Annotated in this window: 15 protein-coding genes, 1 pseudogene and 2 other annotated features; of the genes and pseudogenes, 15 read left to right on the forward strand and 1 reads right to left on the reverse strand. The window is 41.5% G+C overall.

Translation table 11 applies throughout. From position 1 onward, the window contains the following. Positions 1-25: 25 nt before the first annotated feature. The 12 genes from yajC (at position 26) to KFE17_01110 (ending at position 17,212) form a co-directional block, all read left to right on the forward strand. A complete protein-coding gene (gene yajC, locus KFE17_01055; protein QUO32384.1) occupies positions 26-334 on the forward strand; it encodes a preprotein translocase subunit YajC in 309 nt (102 codons plus the stop codon). Positions 335-1,480: 1,146 nt separating this feature from the next. Further along, positions 1,481-2,776, forward strand: a complete 1,296-nt coding sequence (ltrA, locus tag KFE17_01060) for a group II intron reverse transcriptase/maturase (GenBank protein ID QUO32385.1) — start codon at positions 1,481-1,483, stop codon at positions 2,774-2,776. 229 nt (positions 2,777-3,005) lie between these two features. Continuing rightward, complete coding sequence (ltrA, locus tag KFE17_01065; protein ID QUO32386.1) at positions 3,006-4,286, forward strand: group II intron reverse transcriptase/maturase; 1,281 nt, start codon at positions 3,006-3,008, stop codon at positions 4,284-4,286. Positions 4,287-4,501: 215 nt separating this feature from the next. Beyond that, positions 4,502-5,611 (forward strand): 3-isopropylmalate dehydrogenase, encoded by a 1,110-nt coding sequence (gene leuB / locus KFE17_01070; protein QUO32387.1) that lies wholly within the window; start codon positions 4,502-4,504, stop codon positions 5,609-5,611. Between the two features lie 30 nt (positions 5,612-5,641). Beyond that, positions 5,642-7,309, forward strand: a complete 1,668-nt coding sequence (ilvD, locus tag KFE17_01075) for a dihydroxy-acid dehydratase (GenBank protein ID QUO32388.1) — start codon at positions 5,642-5,644, stop codon at positions 7,307-7,309. Positions 7,310-7,321: 12 nt separating this feature from the next. Next, complete coding sequence (gene ilvB, locus KFE17_01080; GenBank protein QUO32389.1) at positions 7,322-9,001, forward strand: biosynthetic-type acetolactate synthase large subunit; 1,680 nt, start codon at positions 7,322-7,324, stop codon at positions 8,999-9,001. Between the two features lie 167 nt (positions 9,002-9,168). Beyond that, positions 9,169-10,617, forward strand: a complete 1,449-nt coding sequence (locus tag KFE17_01085; protein ID QUO32390.1) for a polysaccharide deacetylase family protein — start codon at positions 9,169-9,171, stop codon at positions 10,615-10,617. A 52-nt stretch (positions 10,618-10,669) separates the two neighbouring features. After that, positions 10,670-10,926 (forward strand) — a binding site (T-box leader). Positions 10,927-11,013: 87 nt separating this feature from the next. Further along, entirely contained in the window at positions 11,014-12,027 is a 1,014-nt protein-coding gene (gene aroF, locus KFE17_01090; GenBank protein QUO32391.1) for a 3-deoxy-7-phosphoheptulonate synthase, read from the forward strand. 4 nt (positions 12,028-12,031) lie between these two features. Continuing rightward, positions 12,032-13,090 (forward strand): 3-dehydroquinate synthase, encoded by a 1,059-nt coding sequence (gene aroB, locus KFE17_01095; GenBank protein ID QUO32392.1) that lies wholly within the window; start codon positions 12,032-12,034, stop codon positions 13,088-13,090. Between the two features lie 82 nt (positions 13,091-13,172). After that, positions 13,173-13,976 (forward strand): shikimate dehydrogenase, encoded by an 804-nt coding sequence (locus tag KFE17_01100; protein QUO32393.1) that lies wholly within the window; start codon positions 13,173-13,175, stop codon positions 13,974-13,976. Positions 13,977-14,046: 70 nt separating this feature from the next. Continuing rightward, positions 14,047-15,642, forward strand: a complete 1,596-nt coding sequence (locus KFE17_01105; GenBank protein ID QUO32394.1) for a CvpA family protein — start codon at positions 14,047-14,049, stop codon at positions 15,640-15,642. 43 nt (positions 15,643-15,685) lie between these two features. Next, a complete protein-coding gene (locus KFE17_01110; GenBank protein ID QUO32395.1) occupies positions 15,686-17,212 on the forward strand; it encodes an LTA synthase family protein in 1,527 nt (508 codons plus the stop codon). A gap of 100 nt (positions 17,213-17,312) precedes the next feature. Here KFE17_01110 and KFE17_01115 read toward each other — a convergent pair whose 3' ends face one another. After that, positions 17,313-17,735, reverse strand: coding sequence for a hypothetical protein (locus tag KFE17_01115; protein QUO32396.1), 423 nt, complete (start codon positions 17,733-17,735; stop codon positions 17,313-17,315). A gap of 216 nt (positions 17,736-17,951) precedes the next feature. After that, positions 17,952-18,182, forward strand: a binding site (T-box leader). 75 nt (positions 18,183-18,257) lie between these two features. Here KFE17_01115 and leuS point away from each other — a divergent pair. The 3 genes and pseudogenes from leuS (at position 18,258) to KFE17_01130 (ending at position 21,482) form a co-directional block, all read left to right on the forward strand. Then, positions 18,258-20,681 carry a leucine--tRNA ligase gene (gene leuS, locus KFE17_01120; protein QUO32397.1) on the forward strand — a complete coding sequence of 808 codons (2,424 nt, stop codon included), beginning with the start codon at positions 18,258-18,260 and terminating at the stop codon, positions 20,679-20,681. 29 nt (positions 20,682-20,710) lie between these two features. Next, positions 20,711-20,956, forward strand: a complete 246-nt coding sequence (locus KFE17_01125) for a hypothetical protein (GenBank protein ID QUO32398.1) — start codon at positions 20,711-20,713, stop codon at positions 20,954-20,956. A gap of 307 nt (positions 20,957-21,263) precedes the next feature. After that, positions 21,264-21,482: pseudogene (locus KFE17_01130) on the forward strand (helix-turn-helix transcriptional regulator). Positions 21,483-21,593 lie beyond the last annotated feature (111 nt).

Raw genomic sequence — 21,593 nt, forward strand, 5'->3', positions numbered from 1 at the left:
TTAAAGCCAATTAGGAGGAAGAAAAATGAAAGGTATATTAGCTTCAGGACAGGGAGGAACAATGGGATTATTTCCGATTATTTTAATGTATGTTGCTATTTTCGGAATCATGTATTTCTTATTGATGCGTCCACAGAAAAAAGAGAAAAAGAGACTGGCAGCGATGATCGCTGATATGGAAGTAGGCGATACAGTATTGACTACAAGCGGATTTTATGGTGTTGTAATTGATATTTCTGAAACAGATGTCATCGTAGAATTCGGTAACAACAAGAACTGCCGTATCCCGATGCAGAAGGCTGCAATTATGCAGGTGGAGAAACCGGGAGCATAGGAAAAAAGAATACTTAAGAAGATGAGAGTCTGTACCGATCAGGGACAGGCTCTTTTCGTTTGCGCGCCATGGGCGCGCTCTAACGGGTGTAAGTCCCGAACACGCCTAGGTAACGAGGAAGTGTATAGCTGAACAGCAAGGGTGTCCATCGTGAGGTGGAATCTGAAGGAAGCAGTAGGCAAACTCTTGATCCGACGGACAGAAATCACATATAAGGCTCGGAAATACGGATAAGTCTGCGAAAGAAGATGAAGTCCAAAAGTTGCTGGAAGTACGAGTAAATGTGGCGGATAGATGAGAGGAAAGAGCGTGCACCTTAAGCGTGGAGGTCTCACAGAGGTTTCATTAGCCTAGTAACAACGAACTGTGAGAAGTCAGCCGAGCCCATAGTGTGCGACTTGAAAGTCGTTACTTTAATTGCAGAAATGCTGCTACTTCTTTCTCGTAGTATCCCTATCGGTAAATGCCTAGTAAGAAATGAACGGTGTGAAGCAACCGAGACAAAGTGAGAAAAGTGGAAACCACATCTGCTCTATTGCGAGGGAAAGATGTATATGATTAACAAATGTGAACTGTTGTAAGGGTCGTCACTCATGAACAGGTGAAAGTGGTTGAAACACCTGAGCCAAAAGGCGTGAGGTCAAGGCTGTGGTAATTACTATGGTGCTACAGAGAGAAAGACAGAGAACCTCCGGTCTATAGACAGAATCTAAGTACATCATAATTATTAAAGTAGCGAAACAAGGTAAACCTCATACGTTCCCTTTAAGGGTAGGTCAATTGAGAGAAAGATACAATACGTAGGAGGCAGAGGATGTTGGAAAAAGCGAAAGTTCGTATGTAATGTACGAAATAGGGATTCAAGATTTGTCCTAACCGAAAGGTGGCAGACTTCCAACACGTATTTAATTACATGAAAAATCTGATATTTATGAAAGTATTAGGTTCAATGACACACAAGTGAGGACGATACTGATGCAGAAAGTCAAATGGAAACAGATAAACTGGGAACAGGCGGAAACATACATTAATAGATTGCAGATTCGGATTGTAAAGGCTGTGCAAGAGAACAAATGGCGTTTAGTCAGAAGATTACAATACTTGATTACACATTCATTCTATGGAAAGGCGTTAGCAGTCAAACGTGTGATTTCAAACAAAGGGAAGAATACGCCAGGTATTGACGGAAAAGTGTGGAAAACAGAAAAGGAAAAAGGGGATGCTATTACAACGTTGCAGACTAATGGTTACAGAGCATCAGCATTGCGAAGAATCTACATAGAAAAGTTTGGGAAAAAGGAGAAACGTCCACTAGGAATCCCCACCATGAAAGACAGGGCGATGCAGGCATTGCAGTTACTGGGATTAGAGCCAGTCGCAGAGACGCTTGCAGATACAGTATCATTCGGATTCCGAAAATACAGAGGTACTCAAGATGCAATGGCGTATGGGTTTAGCATTTTATGCCGAAAGGATTCACCACAATGGATACTTGAGGGAGATATAAAAGGATGTTTTGACAACATCAGTCATAAATGGCTAGAGGAAAACATTCCGATGGATGCAAAAATACTCAAACAATTCATGAAGTGTGGATATGTGTATGATAAAGAATTGTATCCTACTACAGACGGAACCCCACAGGGAGGAATCATCTCGCCAACTTTGGCGAATATGACGCTTGACGGAATGGAAAATCTGATTAAACAAAAGTATTGGAGCAATACAAAGGGAACCATTAGTGTCAAGAATAATGAAAAAAAGGTACATCTAATAAAGTATGCAGATGATTTCATTGTGACGGCATCGGACAGAGAAACATTGAAGGACATAAAAGAGATGCTGAAGATATTTCTTGGTAAAAGAGGGTTGATTCTATCAGAAGAAAAGACAAAACTGACATCAATCCACGAGGGATTCGACTTTCTAGGATGGAACTTTAGAAAATACAATGGGAAGCTAATTATTAAACCATCAAATAAGTCTATTCGCAAGATTAGGAAAACAATCAGTGAAGTAATCAAGGAAAACAAAACCAGTACACAAGAAAGTCTGATCTATCAATTAAATCAGATAATAAGAGGATGGGCTGAGTACCACCATTCAGCATGTTCCAAAAAAACCTTTAGTCAAATAGACCACACTACATGGGAGATGCTGTGGAAATGGGCGAAAAGGAGACATCCGAATAAATGTAAAAGCTGGATTGTCAATAAATACTGGAAGCACCATAAAGGGAGGGATTGGAGTTTTAAATCAGACAGAAATGTACTCTTTTACATGAACGACATGCCAATCATTCGCTATCCTCAGTTGAGATTGAATACTAATCCGTTTCTGGACGCTGAATATTTTGAAAACAGAAAAAAGAATAGGGACAGTAAAAGACGCAAAGCCATACGTTCCAATAAAGCCGCGCAAATAGGTTATTATGCGTTATAAATGCGTGAGCGGAGTGCGGTGAAAGTCGCACGCTCCGTTCTTAGGAGGGAGAAGTGTTGCAAAGCACTTTTCCTATCCGACAGTGAGGAAGTCTCTGTAATGGAGATGGAGCAAAGGGGCGAACAATCAATCAGTTTGAGTATGTCTCGTGTTGCAGAAATGACAACATCTGCCGTAACCAATCGGGGAAAGGGTGGTCAAATCAAGCGAGGCGGAAAGGAAAGAACGCATGGACAAAAGTAGTCTAATGGAGCAGATACTTTCTAGTGAGAACCTCAATAGAGCGTATCAGCAAGTCGTACGAAATAAAGGTGCAGAGGGAGTGGACGGAATGGAGTACACAGAACTTAAAGAACACCTTGCAAAGAACGGCGAAATCATTAAGGAGCAATTGAGGACAAGAAAATATAAACCTCAACCAGTACGAAGAGTGGAGATACCAAAATCTGATGGCGGTGTCAGAAATCTGGGAATACCAACAGTAACAGATAGATTTATACAACAAGCTATTGCACAGGTTTTAACACCAATCTATGAAGAACAGTTCCATGATCATAGTTATGGATTCAGACCAAATAGGTGTGCACAGCAGGCAATTCTGACAGCATTAGACATGGTGAATGACGGTAACGACTGGATTATAGACATTGACTTGGAAAAGTTCTTTGATACAGTAAACCATGACAAGCTTATGACTATCATAGGCAGAACCATTAAAGATGGAGATGTAATCTCTATTGTCAGAAAATACCTTGTCAGTGGAATCATGATTGACGATGAGTATGAGGATTCTATTATGGGAACACCACAAGGGGGAAACCTTTCACCACTGCTGGCAAACATCATGTTAAATGAACTGGACAAAGAAATGGAAAAGAGAGGACTTAACTTTGTAAGATACGCAGATGACTGTATCATCATGGTTGGAAGTGAAATGTCCGCCAAAAGAGTTATGAGAAATATCTCACGATTTATTGAAGAGAAACTAGGGCTTAAGGTCAACATGACCAAGAGCAAAATAGATAGACCAAGGGGGCTTAAATACCTTGGGTTTGGATTCTACTTTGATACAAGAGCACATCAGTTTAAGGCGAAACCACATGCAAAATCAGTTGCGAAGTTCAAGAAGAGAATGAAGGAACTCACTTGCCGTAGTTGGAGCGTTAGCAACAGTTACAAAGTAGAGAAACTGAATCAGCTTATTAGAGGGTGGATTAACTATTACAAGATAGGTAGTATGAAAACCTTATGCAAAAAGTTAGATGGAAATATCAGATACAGACTTCGCATATGTATTTGGAAACATTGGAAAACACCACAGAATCGTGCAAAGAACCTAATAAAACTTGGAGTGCCCAGATGGGCAGCGTGGAGGACGGCATATGCCAAAGGCTATGCAAGAGTCTGTCGTGCATCTGATGTAAGCCAAGCAATAAGCAATAAGAGACTAGCCTCATTTGGACTAATCTCTATGTTAGATTATTACACCGAAAGGTGTGTTACATGTTAAGTTGATTGAACCGCCGTGTACGGAACCGTACGCACGGTGGTGTGAGAGGTCGAAATTTCTCATTTATGAGAAATTTCTCCTACTCGATTATATTTTCCGGAAAAATAAAAATACCGAACGCACTCTATTTTTCGCGGATAAAAGCTTGAATTTCATATAAGAATAGAGTATCATTATAAAATAATAATCAGACAACAGCAGGAGGGATGAGTGAAATGAAGTTACATATTGGTATTATTCGAGGAGATGGAATCGGTCCTGAGATCGTTGCAGAGGCAGTGAAAGTGCTTGAGATAATTGGAACAGTATTTGGACATGAACTGCAGTATGAAGAACTGTTGCTGGGAGGAGCCGCTATTGATGCATATGGCATACCATTGACAGAAGAGACGGTTCATTGTGCAAAGCAGTGTGATGCACTGTTAATGGGATCGATCGGAGGGGACGCGAAAACATCGCCGTGGTACAAATTGGAACCGTCAAAACGCCCGGAAGCGGGACTTCTTGGAATTCGAAAGGCTTTGAATCTTTTCGCAAATCTCAGACCGGCTGTGCTTTATGATGAATTAAAAGAAGCATGTCCGCTGAAAGAAGAAATTACAGCAGGCGGCTTTGATCTGATGATTATGCGCGAATTAACAGGAGGCCTTTACTTTGGAGCGCGTGCAACACAGATGGAAGATGGGGAGCTGACGGCACATGATACGTTAACCTACCATGCGTATGAGATACGAAGAATCGCACACAGAGCCTTTGAAGTGGCGCAGAAGCGGCGGAAGAAAGTTACAAGCGTGGACAAAGCCAATGTACTGGATTCTTCCAGACTCTGGAGAAACATCGTGGAAGAAGTTGCTGCCGCATATCCGGATGTGACGCTGGAACATATGCTTGTAGATAATTGTGCTATGCAGCTTGTCAAAGATCCAAAGCAATTTGATGTGATCCTGACCGAGAATATGTTTGGAGACATTTTATCTGACGAGGCAAGTATGATTACAGGTTCGATCGGTATGCTTGCAAGCGCAAGCCTGAATGAGACAAAGTTCGGTTTATATGAACCGAGTGGCGGTTCTGCACCGGATATTGCAGGAAAAGGCATTGCCAATCCAATTGCGACAATCCTTTCAGCTGCGTTAATGCTGCGTTTCAGTTTTGATCTTGACAGAGAGGCAGCAGCAATTGAGCATGCGGTAGAGCGTGTACTTCAGAAGGGTTATCGGACGATTGACATTATGTCAGAAGGCAAAGAGCAGGTTTCAACGAGAAAAATGGGAGATTTGATCTGTGATGAGATCAGTCAAATAAAACAGCAATCGTTTGAATAGAAATAGATACAGAGTGAGGAGAAGATATCAATGAGAAGTGATACTGTAACAAAGGGAGTGCAGCAGGCGCCGCACCGTTCTTTATTTAATGCATTAGGATATACGAAAGAAGAATTAGAAAGACCGCTTGTCGGGATTGTAAGTTCCTATAATGAAATTGTACCAGGTCATATGAATCTGGATAAGATTGTGGAGGCCGTGAAGATGGGCGTCGCTATGGCAGGAGGAACACCGGTTGTTTTTCCGGCGATTGCTGTTTGTGACGGAATTGCCATGGGACATACCGGAATGAAATATTCCCTTGTAACACGCGACCTGATCGCAGATTCCACAGAGGCGATGGCGATGGCACATCAGTTTGATGCACTTGTTATGGTGCCGAATTGTGATAAAAATGTGCCGGGACTTTTGATGGCTGCAGCCAGAATTAATATACCAACCATCTTTGTCAGCGGCGGTCCGATGCTTGCAGGTCGTGTAAAGGGAGAGAAGAGAAGTCTGTCCAGCATGTTTGAAGCAGTAGGAGCACATGCGGCAGGTGCGATAAATGATGAAGAGCTGGAAGAATTTGAATGTAAAGTATGCCCGACGTGTGGTTCCTGCTCTGGAATGTATACGGCTAACAGTATGAATTGTCTAACAGAAGTGCTTGGTATGGGACTGAAAGGAAATGGAACGATTCCTGCGGTGTATTCAGAGAGAATCCGTCTGGCAAAGCACGCCGGAATGCAGGTAATGGAACTTTACCGTAAGCAGATCCGTCCGAGAGATATTATGACAAAAGAAGCAATTTTAAATGCATTGACAGTAGATATGGCGCTTGGATGCTCAACGAATAGTATGCTGCATCTTCCGGCAATTGCCCATGAGATTGGAATGGATTTTGAAATTGATTTTGCGAATCCGATCAGTGAGCGTACACCGAATTTATGTCATCTTGCACCGGCAGGTCCGACGTATATGGAGGACTTAAATGAGGCAGGTGGTGTGTATGCAGTTATGAATGAATTGAATAAACTGCAGCTGCTTCATACAGAATGTATGACAGTGACAGGGAAGACTGTCGGAGAAAATATTGCAGGATGCATTAATAAAAATCCTGAAGTCATTCGGCCGGTGGAACATCCGTACAGTAAGACGGGAGGGCTTGCTGTATTAAAAGGAAATCTGGCTCCGGACGGCAGTGTTGTGAAGCGCTCTGCTGTTGTAGAAGAAATGATGGTACATGAAGGTCCGGCAAGAGTATTTGACTGTGAAGAGGATGCAATTTCTGCAATCAAGAGCGGAAAGATCGTACCTGGAGATGTGGTAGTGATCCGCTATGAAGGACCAAAAGGCGGACCGGGGATGAGAGAAATGCTGAATCCAACATCTGCAATTGCGGGTATGGGACTTGGCTCCAGTGTGGCATTGATTACAGACGGACGTTTTAGCGGGGCATCAAGAGGAGCATCCATCGGACATGTTTCTCCGGAGGCGGCAGTCGGAGGACCGATCGCACTTGTGGAAGAAGGAGATATGATTCGCATTGATATTCCGGGACTTTGCATTACATTGGATGTCACAGAAGAAGAACTGGAGCGAAGAAAAAGAGAATGGAAGCCGAGAGAACCAAAGGTAACAACCGGCTATCTGGCAAGATATGCCGCGCTTGTGACAAGCGGAAACCGCGGAGCAGTGCTTGAAATACCAAAGTAGGAGGAAAGGTTTATGAAGCTGACAGGAGCTGAAATAGTAATAGAATGTCTGAAAGAACAGGGGGTGGATACGGTCTTCGGGTATCCGGGAGGAGCAATTTTGAATGTCTATGACGCCCTCTATCAACACAGTGATGAAATCACTCATATTTTAACGTCGCATGAGCAGGGAGCGGCTCATGCTGCCGACGGTTATGCAAGGGCAACAGGAAGAGTTGGCGTATGTTTTGCCACAAGTGGACCGGGCGCTACAAATCTGGTAACAGGAATTGCAACAGCTTATATGGACTCCATCCCAGTCGTTGCGATTACTTGTAATGTAGGAGTGAGTCTGCTTGGAAAAGATAGTTTCCAGGAAATTGACATTGCAGGGATTACAATGCCGATCACAAAACATAATTATATTGTCAAAGACGTGGCGAAATTGGCAGATACGATCCGAAGAGCCTTTGAGATCGCAAGAACCGGCCGTCCGGGTCCGGTATTGATTGATATTCCAAAGGATATAACAGCTCAGACAGCAGAATATGTGAAAGCAGAAAGAAAAGAGATTAAGCCGGTAACGGAACATATTACAGAAGAAGATATCAATATAGCAATCCGGATGCTGAAGGATAGCAAAAGACCGTACATTTTCGTGGGAGGCGGGGCAATTCTGTCAGGAGCTTCTGAGGAGCTTTTGGAATTTGCACATAAACTGGATGCGCCTGTTTGTGATTCGCTGATGGGAAAGGGCGGTTTTCCGGGAACAGATCCACTCTATACGGGAATGCTTGGAATGCATGGCACAAAAACCTCTAACCATGGTGTGAGTGAGTGTGACCTGCTTGTAGTTGCAGGAGCCAGATTTAGTGACCGTGTTACCGGAAATGCAGCTAAATTTGCAGATAAAGCGAAGATTCTTCAAATAGATGTAGATCCGGTGGAAGTGGATAAAAATATTATTACCGATGCCAGTATTTCAGGGGATTTAAAAGAAGTTCTGAGATTATTAAATGAACGGTTTGAACAGCAGGATCATCATGAATGGATTGAGCGGATTCAGATGTATCAAAAGAAATATCCGCTGACATATCATCCGGAAGTATTGAGCGGTCCGTATGTTGTGGAAGAGATTTACCGACAGACAAAGGGAGAGGCTGTTATTACGACAGAAGTCGGACAAAATCAAATGTGGGCGGCGCAGTTTTATAAATATTCGAAACCACACACATTTTTGACTTCCGGCGGACTGGGAACAATGGGATACGGACTTGGGGCATCAATCGGCGCCAAACTTGGTGTGAAAGAGAAGATTGTTGTCAATATTGCAGGAGATGGGTGTTTTCGAATGAATATGAACGAGATTGCTACGGCCGCAAGATATCATATTCCGATTATTCAAGTTGTACTGAATAATCATGTACTTGGGATGGTACGTCAATGGCAGAATTTATTCTATGAAAAACGCTATTCGGCAACTGTACTGAATGATGCGGTAGACTTTGTAAAGCTTGCAGAGGCAATGGGAGCAGAAGGAATGCGTGCGGCGACGCGAGAAGAATTTCAGGAAGCGTTTCAGAAGGCGCTGACACTTGGACGGCCGGTAGTGATTGACTGTCAGATTGATGCAGATGAGAAAGTATGGCCTATGGTAGCTCCGGGCGCGGCAATCAGTGAAGTGTTTAGTGAAGAAGATATGGAACAGCTATAAATGTGTTGTCAGCTATGTATGGTCATTGCTGAAAAATGTTAAGAAATTTTGAAGAAGATATTAAGGGATTTGACAGAGTTTTAAGAATTAGAGTAATTGCTTAATCTGACAAGATTCGATATAATAAAAAAGGAGATGAGGATTTTTATAGAAGGAGATACAGTCAGATGGAAAGTCAGATTAGAAACAGAAGGAGACAACGCTTTTTACGCAGACGCCAGATGGGCCTTGCAGCATTACTGGTACTGGTAATTTTGCTGTGCAATACGGCAGCAGCTGCAAGCAAGGAAAAGTTTACCAGAGTTAAAGTAACAGGACCTGCGGAATCCATGCTTCAGGAAGCAGAGATGCCTGCGCTTGGAGTTCAGGTAGAGATTGAAGGAGACGGAGATACTGTACTTGACGAGAAGACACATATGACTGTGAAGGATCTGGCGGAACAGCTGAAAAGCGGTGAAGGAATTGAATTGAAGTGTGATGCCGATGGCGTAACAGAAGGAGAATTTCCGGTAGATGTTAAGCTTTCGAAAGAGTTAGAGAACGCACTAATCAACAAATGGCTTGGAAAAGTTCAAGTGTATACAAAAGATGGACTTCTGACGGTAAAGAATAAATATGGCGAGTGGGACGGCGATAAGTTTAAGAATCTTGAAGGAGCGTATGTAACCGACAGTTTTATTCCTTCTAAAGGCAAGATGTATTATTTTGATACAGAAGGAAATAAAGTGACAGGCTGGCAGACGATTCAGAATGCACAATACCTGTTTGATAAAGAAGGTGTGATGCAGACAGGCTGGCAGGAACGCGACGGAGCAAAGTACTATCTTCAGGAGGATGGAAAAGCAGCTGTCGGCTGGGTTAAGCTTGGAGAAGATACATACTATTTTGACAGAGAAGCCAAGATGGTAACAGGGGAGAAACATATTGGTGCAAGCGACTGTGTTTTTGCAAAAGACGGAAAGCTTAAATCAAAAGAGAGTTCCCTTGATCTGACAAGGCCAATGATGGCGCTGACATTTGATGACGGCCCAGGAGAACGCACAATGGAACTTTTGAATGTGCTGGAACAGTATAATTCAAAAGCAACATTCTTTATGACAGGAACAGGACTTCAGAACAGCAGAGTTGATGTTGCGGCGACGGTTCAGAAGATGGAAGCGATAGGGTGTCAGATTGGCAACCACACAATGTCTCATCCACAGCTGACACATTTAGATGCAGCAGGAATTCAGGCAGAGATTGGCGGAGTGAATGATCTGTTGACGAGCTATATTGGGCATGGGGCTACGATTCTCCGCCCGCCTTATGGAGCGAAGAATGACGAAGTTCGTGCGAATGCCGGAATGCCGCTTGGAATGTGGTCTATTGATACACTTGACTGGAAGACAAGAAATGTGGATCAGACGGTTGCCTGCATTATGAACGAGGCCGGGGATGGAGATATTGTTCTGATGCATGATATTCATACAGAATCGATTGATGCAGCGATTGCAGCCATTCCACAGCTGGTGGATAAAGGATACCAGCTTGTGACAATTGAGGAATTGGCAGAAGCGAGAGGAATCACACTTCAGAATGGCGAAGAATATTACTCATTCTATCCGAATGAAGAGTAGTTGACAAATGGCTCAAAACAATGTACTATTGTAAAAAATAATATATCCGCTCTCAAATACGATGAAAAGAAATAGTAGATATTGAGAGGCTGATACAGAGAGTTCCGGGTGGTGGAAGCGGGACACAGCAGACGATATCGAATTCCTCTTGGAGTAGAGTGCTGAAACAACAGTAGGCATCTCCGGCTGCAGCCGTTATCTTGCAGAAGTATTATCTGTGAATCAACAGCGTACTTCATGAGGCAGATTTTGTGAAGAATCTGTAAAAAGAGGTGGAACCGCGAAGGATTTATGACTCTCGCCCTCTGGTTTAACCAGGAGGGCGGGAGTTTTTTCGCATTTGAGAGAGTTGACAGAAACTTGTATAAAATTTTCAAAGCAAAGGAGAAGATAAAAATGATTATTGTATTAAGACCGGGGACAGGAGAAAAAGAAGTAAAACATGTAGAACAGTTAGTGTTAGCAAAAGGTTTGAAAACACATACAGTAATCGGAGAAGGAATGACGATTATCGGATGTATTGGAGATACGACAAGTGTGGATTCCAGACTGTTTGAAGTAGAACCTTGTGTGGAAAAGGTTATGCATGTGCAGGAACCATATAAATTAGTAAACAGAGCTTTTCATCCGGAGGATTCTGTGATTGATGTCAGTGGAGTCAAAGTAGGAGGCAATCATCTGGCGCTGATTGCAGGTCCATGTTCCGTAGAATCTGAAGAACAGGTAATTGAGATTGCGAGAGCAGCGAAGAAGTCAGGAGCGAATTTACTGCGAGGCGGGGCATTTAAACCGCGCACAAGTCCGTATGCATTCCAGGGAATGGGTGAGCGAGGGTTAGAAATCCTCTGTACTGCAAGAAAGGAAACCGGACTTCCGATTGTGACAGAGCTGATGTCGCTGGAACATTTAGAGTTGTTCGATGAAAAAGTAGATTTAATCCAGATTGGTGCAAGAAATATGCAGAATTTCGATATGTTGAAACATCTTGGACAGACAAAACGTCCAATTCTTTTGAAACGAGGATTAAATGCAACTTATGAAGAGTGGATTATGGCAGCAGAATATATAATGGCTGCGGGAAATGAAAATGTAATCCTTTGTGAACGTGGAATTCGGACATTTGAGTCTTATACAAGAAATACGTTAGATCTGCAGGCGATTCCGGTAATCAAAAGCATGACTCATCTTCCGATTATTATTGATCCGAGTCATGCGGGAGGCAAATGGTGGCTGGTGGAACCAATGGCAAAGGCAGCTGTAGCAGCAGGAGCAGACGGACTGATGATTGAAGTGCATAATGATCCGGCGAATGCGCTCTGCGATGGCGCACAGTCATTGAAACCAGAGAAATATGATGCACTGATTCAGGCAATCACAAAGATTGCTCCGGTAGTAGGAAAGCAGGTGTAGTAAAATGCAGTTAAAAGTTCATCTTGGAGAACAGAGTTATCCGATTGAAATAGAGCGTGGAATTTTGGAAAAAGCATCAAAGTATATTGCGGAGATATTTCCAAAAGGAAAGATTATGGTAGTGTCTGATGATTCGGTATTTGCACTTTATGGAGAAAAACTGCTCCGGGGATTAAGAGAGCATTATGAATGTTTTCAGACAATTATTCCACATGGAGAACCGTCCAAAAGCTTTCAGACGCTTCCAGGTATCTACAGTTCGATGTTGGAAGCAAAAATGTCAAGAAGCGATCTTGTGATTGCGCTTGGAGGAGGCGTTGTGGGTGATTTAACCGGATTTGCAGCAGCAACTTATATGAGGGGCGTACCGTATGTGCAGATTCCGACTTCACTTTTGGCACAGGTGGATTCTTCTGTAGGAGGAAAGACAGCAGTGGATCTGGCGGAAGGAAAAAATCTTGTGGGAGCTTTTTATCATCCGAAACTTGTTTTGATCGATCCGGATGTGCTTGATACATTGCCGGAACGTTACTTGATTGATGGAATGGGAGAAGTTATCAAATACGGCTGTATTAAGGACTGTCAGTTATTTCATACCATCCGGAAAGCGGGATCTTTTGAAGGATTGAAGCCATATATGACGGAGATTATTTTCCGCTGTGTAGATATTAAACGTCAAGTAGTTGAGCAAGATCAATTTGATGTAGGAGAAAGAATGCTTTTGAACTTTGGTCATACGCTGGCGCATGCAATTGAGCAATATTACCATTATGAGCGGGAAAGTCATGGAGAAGCGGTGGCAATTGGGATGTATCAGATTACGAAATTATCTGAAGAAAGAGGTATGACAAAGCAAGGCTGTGCAGAGCAGATCCGAGATGCGCTTAAGCAATATGGGCTTCCGACAGAATGTGGAATCGAGATGAAAGCGTTGTTGGCAGCAGTAAAACATGATAAAAAGAATTTGAATCATTGTTTGAACTTAGTACTTTTGAAAGAAATCGGAGAAAGCTTCGTCTATCCGACAGAGGCAGAATTCTTTCATGAGGCAGGAGTGATCTAGCAAAATGACTCCGAAGAGGAATGGTAAAATGTGACAAATGAGACAGTGCTTTTGAAAAGACAGTCAGGGGAAAGGTGAAAAAATGAAACTGGGATTAATTGGAAAGAAGCTGGGGCATTCCTTGTCTCCGGAAATTCATGAATACTTACTAAAGGAACAAGAAATGACGGGAACATATGAACTTCTGGAAGTGCCGGAAGAGGAGACCGATCAGATAATTCCCCGAATGCTCCGGGAAGACTATCTTGGACTGAATGTGACAATTCCCTATAAAGAAACGTTACTGCCTTATGTGATTGCGGATAAAGATGTGAAAAATATTGGGGCATTGAATACGCTGAAACAAAAAGACAGTCAGGTATATGCATATAATACAGATTATATAGGTGTCTTATATATGTTCAAACGTGCCGGTGTTGCATTAAAGGGAGCAAATGTGACGCTGCTTGGAGCCGGTGGAGCTGCCAAAGCTGCGGTATATGCTTTTTTACAGGGCGAAGCGGCATCGGTAACGCTGGCGGTGCGTAATCCAAAGAAGGCAGAAGCAATCAAAGCATATTTTCCGGAAGTGGATATCTGTACGCTGGAAGATCTTCCGGGAGGGGATATCATCTTGAATACGACGCCGGTGGGGATGTATCCAAATACCGGTCAAAGTGTTGTTGAAGCATCACAGATAAAAGCATATCGTGTTGCAGCAGATATGGTATACAATCCGCTGGAGACGGAATTTTTGCGCCTTGCAAAAGAAGCCGGGCTGCAGACAGTATCCGGTCTGTCAATGTTAGTTGATCAGGCAATCCGGTCAGAAGAAATCTGGTTGGAAACAGAGATCTGCTCCGAGGCAGGGGAGGAAATTATTAAATTTTTAGAAAAACGGTTTTAGTTTCGGTGTGACCGTAGATTTTCATAGGATTATCTTGTATAATTGCCTCATATAAGGGAGGAAATGAAATATGAAACTAAAAACAAAGATCTTAAGTGTGCTTGCACTTCTGATAGCCGGATTTGTATATTACTATGTCAGTCTTCCGGCAGTAAATATTCATTCTGTTGATTTCTGGTATTTTATTATCTTTGGAATCGCAGTCGTGACGGTAATTTATGCTGTCCGTAAGCGTATTAGCCCTTCAGAAGTGAAACAGTCAAAAATGATGAAATTGATGATCGGTTTGATCGGAGCTGTTGTGGTTGTTTTTCTTGTCGGAAGCCTTTTGTCTTCACCGATTATTAATGCGAAGAAGTATCAGAAGCTTTTGAACGTGGAGGAAGGAAAATTTACGAAAGATATCGAAGAACTTTCTTTTGACCAGATTCCAATTCTTGACAAAGATTCTGCTAAACTGCTCGGAAACCGTAAGATGGGAAGTATGGTAGACATGGTATCTCAGTACGAAGTAGATGAGATCTATAGCCAGATTAATTATAATAACCGTCCGGTCAGAGTATCGCCGCTTCGTTATGCCAATACTATTAAATGGTTTACCAACTGGAAAACAGGAATCCCGGCATATATTAAAATTGATATGGCCAGCCAGACGACAGAACTTGTAAAGCTGGACGAGGGAATGAAGTATTCCACAAGTGAACATTTGAACCGGAATATTTACCGTCATTTACGTTTCCGCTATCCGACGTATATTTTTGATGAACTTAGTTTCGAGATTGACGAGGAAGGAACACCGTACTGGGTATGTCCGGTAAAGAAATATAACATCGGTCTTTTTGGAGGAGAGACGATAGGGCGCGTTGTGCTTTGCAATGCAATAACGGGAGAAACAAAAGATTATAAGATTGACGAGGTTCCACAATGGATTGACCATGCATATTCTGCAGATCTTTTGATTCGTCTGTATGATTATTATGGCGCATTAAAACACGGTTATTTTAACAGTATCCTCGGTCAGAAAGACTGCCTGAAGACAACGACAGGATATAACTATCTGGCAATTGATGATGACGTATGGGTGTATACAGGAGTAACTTCTGTCAGCGGAGACCAGTCGAATGTTGGATTTGTTTTGATGAATCAGCGTACAATGGAGACAAAATTCTATCCGGTGGAAGGCGCCACAGAGGAATCGGCACAATCTTCCGCAGAAGGTCAGGTTCAGAACTTAAAATACAGAGCTACCTTTCCGCTTCTGTTAAACATTTCCGGAGAGCCGACATACTTTATCGCATTGAAAGATGATGCAGGACTTGTTAAAAAATATGCGATGGTAAATGTACAGAAATATCAGCTTGTAGCTATTGGAGATACGGTTTCTGCGTGTGAGGAACAGTATCATCAGCTTCTTGTAAGTAATGGAGTGAAAGAAGAAACAGAAGATACAAGAGAAGTAAAAGAGCTTACCGGAAAGATTACAAAGATTGCACAAAGCGTTGTGGAAGGAAATTCACATTACTATATTATGCTGGAAGGTTCAGAAGATATTTTTGATGTGGCAGTAAATGAATTTATTGGAATTATCCGCTATAATGTGGGGGATGAACTTCATATAGAATACAAAGAAGGTGAAGAACTCCATACGGTAATAAAGATAAATTAGTTGTAAAAAACGCTAAAACGAAGAGAAATGAGAGGAATCTGTCTTGAGAAAAAAGACAAAGGAAGCGATTAAGAGAGTTGGCTATTTTATGGCAGCTATAGCGGCAGTATGTGGGGGAATCGCTATTGGAGCTGTCAGTCTGACTCAGAAATGGTTTGCAAAGCGCTGGGGAGATGTTTCGATAGAAGAGATGGTATTTCAACTAAAAGTGCCATTAGAGACATCTCTGACAGAAGAATTGCAGAATTTATTTCAATATGTGGTGCCTCCGGTAATTATTTTTGGGATAATTGTACTGACAATTATGATTTCTATAAGGGCACATCGGTTTATTGCCGGTGTGCTTGGCATCTGTATTTTGTGCAGTTCATTTTATATTGTTCCGGAAGAATGCAGTAAAATTAAAACAATTTTTCCATATGAGCAATATCAGGAGGAACAAAAAGCGCATCCGGATGTGATTGCGGAGAACTATGTGGATCCGAGGAATGTAAAGCTTAATTTTCCGAAGAAAAAGAGAAATCTAATCTATATTTTCCTGGAGTCAATGGAAAATACCTATATGTCAAAGCTGGATGGAGGGGCATATGATATCAATTATATTCCGGAACTTACCGCGCTGGCAGAAGAAAATCTAAACTTTTCCCATACAGATCAAGTAGGAGGAGCATACGAAGTAGAAGGAATACGCTGGACAGTTGCATCCATGTTTGCACAAACATCGGGGCTGCCGTTATTGATTCCGATTGCGCGAAATGCTATGAATGTGCAGGAAGTATTTTTTCCGAAAGTATGGAGTCTTGGGAATATTCTTGAACAGGAAGGCTATCAGCAGGAATTACTTATTGGTTCAGATGCGATTTTTGGAGGAAGACTGCAATATTTTTCACAGCATGGTAATTACAAAATTTATGATTATTCGACAGCACTGATCAATAAGAAATTTCCAATAGATTACCGTGTCTGGTGGGGATATGAAGATCAGAGGCTTTTTGAATATGCGAAAGAAGAGCTTACAAAACTGGCGGCAGAAGAAGAACCATTTAATTTCACAATGCTGACGGTAGACACACATAAAGAAAATGGGTGGCCATGTCCGCTCTGCAGGTGGGAATATGGAGCAGATCAGTATGGAACCGTGTTGTCCTGTTCAAGTCGCCAGGTGGCGGATTTTGTGGCATGGATTCGACAGCAGGAATTTTATAAAGATACAACAGTAATTCTGTCAGGAGATCATCGGACAATGGATGCAGATTTTTGCAGCACGATTGATCCGGACTATCGGCGTACTTTATATAACACGATTTTAAATTCTCCAATCGAGGCAGAAGAAACAACGTTCCGCAAATTTACTGCGATGGATATGTTTCCGACAACATTGGCGAGTCTTGGTGTAGAAATTGAAGGAAATCAGCTTGGACTTGGAACAAATCTGTATTCGGGAGAAAAGACACTGGCGGAACAGATAGGAGTACATAAATTATCAAATGCACTGAAAACTGCAAAAGATGAATCAGAATTCTGGAGAAGGTTTACAGAGGAGATTGTTGTGCCGGAAGAAGCGCAGTAGTAGTAGAAAGTTTTAGAAAAAAGATGTACGAAAAACAGTAATAAAAATGAGGAAGAGATTCAGGGGATGAATGTCTTCCTCATCTTATGTAATATTGAAATTAATTCAAAAGTGTACAATCTGTCATGTCAACTCCGGCAAGACTGTCTTTCTCAGCAGAGAGACTTACATAAAAGTCAACGTTATCATTCTTAGAAATATTTTTCAATTCTTCAATGAATGCAGGCATGTGATCAGATGAAATACCGGAATGTTTTAATAATCCATCAATGAAAACTGCTTCAATATCATGGTTCGCGCTGAGCATACCGTAAATGAATCCGAGATAAGCATCAGCTCCTGTAACCTTTGCATAATCGTCCATACAGATAACACGAATGTCGAAAGATAAGTTGAAAGTATCCTGATGGCTCTTCTTGATAAATACGACGTTACCATTGCAGTCCTTTACAGCTTTGTTAGCGAGATCAATCATAATCTGTGTTTTTCCAGTGCCTTTCGGTCCTATTAATAAATTAACCATAATCGTAATCTCCTTTATGTTGTTTTATCGTCTCTTACAAGATATGTATATTATACACTAAATGTCTGCTTAAAACAACCACAAATTTGAGAAAACTGAACAAAAATATTGGGCGTACTTTTGAGGAAACGTCAGAAAACGAGGAATTTACAAGCAAGTGCTTGACAAATAGCAGGCATATGTTAGAATGAAATATAGTTTATCAAAAAATATATCGAATAAACGTTGAAGAGGAATAGTAGAGAGCTGTTAATCTTTCAGAGAGCTGTCGGAAGGTGTGAGACAGCAGAGGCAGATTTTGAACTCACCTCGGAGTTCTTTCGGTGAACCGTTCTATATGTACAGTAGCCGGAAGCGGGATTTCCCGTTATAGAAATGTAAGTGTATCTGTTTCGTGCAGATAAATTAGAGTGGTACCGCGGAATCATTGTGACTTTCGTCTCTTGAATGAGATGAGAGTCTTTTTTTATTAAGGAAAAGGACTCCGCCGGTGTTGTGGATAAGGAAGAAGGAGGAAAAATCATGGCAGCACCTTATAATCATAAGGCAATTGAGAAAAAATGGCGTGAAAACTGGGAAAAGAATCCGGTAAATATCAAAGAAGACGCCAATGGAAAACGTGAAAAATATTATTGTCTGGATATGTTCCCATATCCGTCAGGAAATGGTCTTCATGTAGGACATTGGAGAGGATATGTGATTTCTGATGTATGGAGCCGTTATAAATTACTTCAGGGTTATTATATCATTCATCCAATGGGATGGGATGCATTTGGACTTCCGGCTGAAAACTATGCAATTAAGATGGGGGTTCATCCGGCAATTTCCACAGCAGAAAATGTAAAAAATATTAAACGCCAGATTAATGAAATCGCAGCATTATATGACTGGGACAGAGAAGTAAATACAACAGATCCTGAATTTTATAAATGGACACAGTGGATTTTTGTGCAGATGTTTAAAAATGGTCTTGCATATGAGAAAGAATTCCCGATTAACTGGTGCCCGTCTTGTAAGACAGGCCTTGCCAATGAAGAAGTTGTCAATGGAAAATGCGAGCGTTGTGGTTCAGAAGTGACAAAGAAGAACCTTCGTCAGTGGATGCTGCGGATTACAAAATATGCAGATCGTTTGCTGAATGACCTTGATAAGCTTGACTGGCCGGAAAAAGTGAAAAAGATGCAGGCAGACTGGATCGGCAAGAGCTATGGTGCAGAAGTAGATTTCCAGGTAGAGGGAAGAGACGAAAAGATTACAGTTTATACGACAAGACCGGATACACTGCATGGAGCGACATTTATGGTACTTGCTCCGGAACACGCACTTGCAAAAGAACTTGCAACAGATGAGACAAGAGAGGCAGTAGAACAGTATATTTACGATGCTTCTATGAAATCAAATGTAGATCGTCTTCAGGATAAAGAAAAGACAGGTGTATTTACAGGAAGCTATGCAATTAATCCGTTAAACGGAGCAAAAACACCAATCTGGCTGTCTGACTATGTACTTGCTGATTATGGTACAGGTGCGATTATGTGTGTACCGGCACACGATGACCGTGACTTTGCATTTGCAAAGAAATTCAACATTCCGATCATTCAGGTAATTGCAAAAGATGGCAAAGAAATTGAAAATATGGAAGAAGCATACACAGAAGCTTCCGGAATCATGATTAATTCCGGTGAGTGGAATGGTATGGAATCAGCTGTGCTGAAAAAAGAAGCGCCGCATATGATTGAAGAGCGTGGATTTGGACGTGCAACAGTGAACTTTAAGCTTCGTGACTGGGTATTCTCACGTCAGCGTTACTGGGGAGAACCGATTCCGATCATTCACTGTCCGCATTGTGGAAATGTTCCGGTTCCGGAAGATCAGCTTCCGCTGACATTGCCGGAAGTAGATTCCTATGAGCCGACAGGAACAGGAGAATCACCGCTTGCCGCAATCGACAGCTGGGTAAATACAACTTGTCCGGTATGTGGAGCTCCTGCAAAACGCGAGACAAACACAATGCCGCAATGGGCAGGTTCTTCCTGGTATTTCCTCCGTTATGTAGATCCGCATAATAAAGAGCAGCTTGTTTCCAGAGAAAAAGCAGATGAAATGCTTCCGGTTGATATGTACATCGGTGGTGTAGAACATGCGGTACTTCACTTACTGTATTCACGTTTCTATACAAAATTCCTGCATGACATCGGAGTAGTTGACTTTGATGAACCATTCCACAAACTGTTTAATCAGGGTATGATCACAGGAAAGAACGGCATTAAGATGAGTAAATCAAAAGGAAATGTTGTTTCTCCGGATGATCTTGTAAGAGATTATGGATGTGATTCCTTGAGAATGTACGAGCTGTTTGTAGGACCGCCGGAATTAGATGCAGAATGGGATGACAGAGGAATCGACGGCGTTTATCGTTTCTTAAACAAAGTATGGAACCTCGTGATGGACAGCAAAGAGAAAAATGTGACAGCATCAAAAGAAATGATTAAAACACGCCACAGAATGGTATGTGAGATCACAAAACGTCTGGAAAGCTTCAGTCTTAACACAGTTGTTTCCGGTTTCATGGAATATAATAATAAACTGATTGAGATTGCGAAGAAAGAGGGCGGAGTAGACAAAGAAACATTAAATACACTTGCAGTACTCCTTGCTCCGTTTGCACCGCACCTTGCAGAAGAAATCTGGCAGCAGCTTGGAAATGAAGGAAGTGTATTCCATGCAGGATGGCCGACCTATGATGAAGAGGCAATGAAAGACGATGAGATTGAAGTTCCGGTACAGATTAACGGAAAAACAAGAGCAATCGTTACAATTGCGGCAGATGCTTCTAAAGAAGATGCGATCGCAGCCGGAAAAGAGGCTATCAAAGATAAATTAACAGGAACAATTGTAAAAGAAATTTATGTTCCGAAGAAGATCATCAACATTGTGCAGAAATAATTTGAGAGAAAATCTCACAACAGAATAAAGTGCTTGGAAATATTGAAAAGTTCGCTGAAAATCAAGGTTTGCAGAAATTTTTCTTCAAAGAAAAGGTATCGCAGAATACCGCAAAATATCGTAACAGATTTTTAAAATGGAGTAAATTTGGAGTAAAAGTTGAAAGAAAATGGAGTAAATATTTCAAAAGTGTAATGGGGAATGGCGTAGGTAGTGAAAACATTATCTGCGTCATTTTTTCTGATTATGATGGTGTGAATAATTACAAAATATGATATGATAAACAAAATATAAATGAAATCAGGGCAAGTAACATTTAAAAGATGTGGACAAACAAGAAGTCCTATCAAGAGTATAAGCGTAAGCAAGTGATAAAACTCTTTATAGGGCTTTTTCTAGTATCTGATTAGAAAAAAGATGTGAAATATGATTTGCTATTTGTTATCGATTATAAATATGTGAAAAACCTTGAATTTTCGCCTGTCAAAGATTATTTGCGCTACTTTTTTTAGGTGTGTAAAGGTAGGTTGCTAGCTTTTTTTTGCTATGGACCTAATAATATAACTCGAAGGAGGTAACAAGATGAATATCGGTGCAAAAATTATCGAAATAAGGAAAAAAAGAAATATGACACAGGAAGATTTTGCAAAAATCTTTCATGTAACAAGACAAACGGTTTCTAATTGGGAAAATCAAAAAAGTTATCCTGATTTACAAACGCTTGTTCAAATTAGCGATGAATTTGATGTTTCGCTAGATACTTTGTTAAAGGAGGATATGGTCATGGTTAAAAAAATTGACAACTTTAAAGTTTACAAAAAGGCATTTATAGGTTTGACAGCAGGTGTTTTAACTGTTGGGATTTTGGGGTGTGCATATATCGGTATCTGTAAAGTTCAACACAATAATATG

This window comes from Faecalicatena sp. Marseille-Q4148 (genome assembly GCA_018228665.1).
Taxonomy (GTDB): domain Bacteria; phylum Bacillota; class Clostridia; order Lachnospirales; family Lachnospiraceae; genus UBA9414.

Excerpts from the sequence above, each read along its gene's own strand:
- aroF (QUO32391.1), top strand. The coding sequence starts at position 11,014 with ATGATTATTGTATTAAGACCGGGGACAGGAGAAAAAGAAGTAAAACAT.
- aroB (QUO32392.1), top strand. The coding sequence starts at position 12,032 with ATGCAGTTAAAAGTTCATCTTGGAGAACAGAGTTATCCGATTGAAATA.
- ilvB (QUO32389.1), top strand. The coding sequence starts at position 7,322 with ATGAAGCTGACAGGAGCTGAAATAGTAATAGAATGTCTGAAAGAACAG.
- leuS (QUO32397.1), top strand. The coding sequence starts at position 18,258 with ATGGCAGCACCTTATAATCATAAGGCAATTGAGAAAAAATGGCGTGAA.
- KFE17_01105 (QUO32394.1), top strand. The coding sequence starts at position 14,047 with ATGAAACTAAAAACAAAGATCTTAAGTGTGCTTGCACTTCTGATAGCC.
- KFE17_01100 (QUO32393.1), top strand. The coding sequence starts at position 13,173 with ATGAAACTGGGATTAATTGGAAAGAAGCTGGGGCATTCCTTGTCTCCG.
- KFE17_01085 (QUO32390.1), top strand. The coding sequence starts at position 9,169 with ATGGAAAGTCAGATTAGAAACAGAAGGAGACAACGCTTTTTACGCAGA.
- leuB (QUO32387.1), top strand. The coding sequence starts at position 4,502 with ATGAAGTTACATATTGGTATTATTCGAGGAGATGGAATCGGTCCTGAG.
- ilvD (QUO32388.1), top strand. The coding sequence starts at position 5,642 with ATGAGAAGTGATACTGTAACAAAGGGAGTGCAGCAGGCGCCGCACCGT.
- yajC (QUO32384.1), top strand. The coding sequence starts at position 26 with ATGAAAGGTATATTAGCTTCAGGACAGGGAGGAACAATGGGATTATTT.
- ltrA (QUO32386.1), top strand. The coding sequence starts at position 3,006 with ATGGACAAAAGTAGTCTAATGGAGCAGATACTTTCTAGTGAGAACCTC.
- KFE17_01115 (QUO32396.1), bottom strand. The coding sequence starts at position 17,735 with ATGGTTAATTTATTAATAGGACCGAAAGGCACTGGAAAAACACAGATT.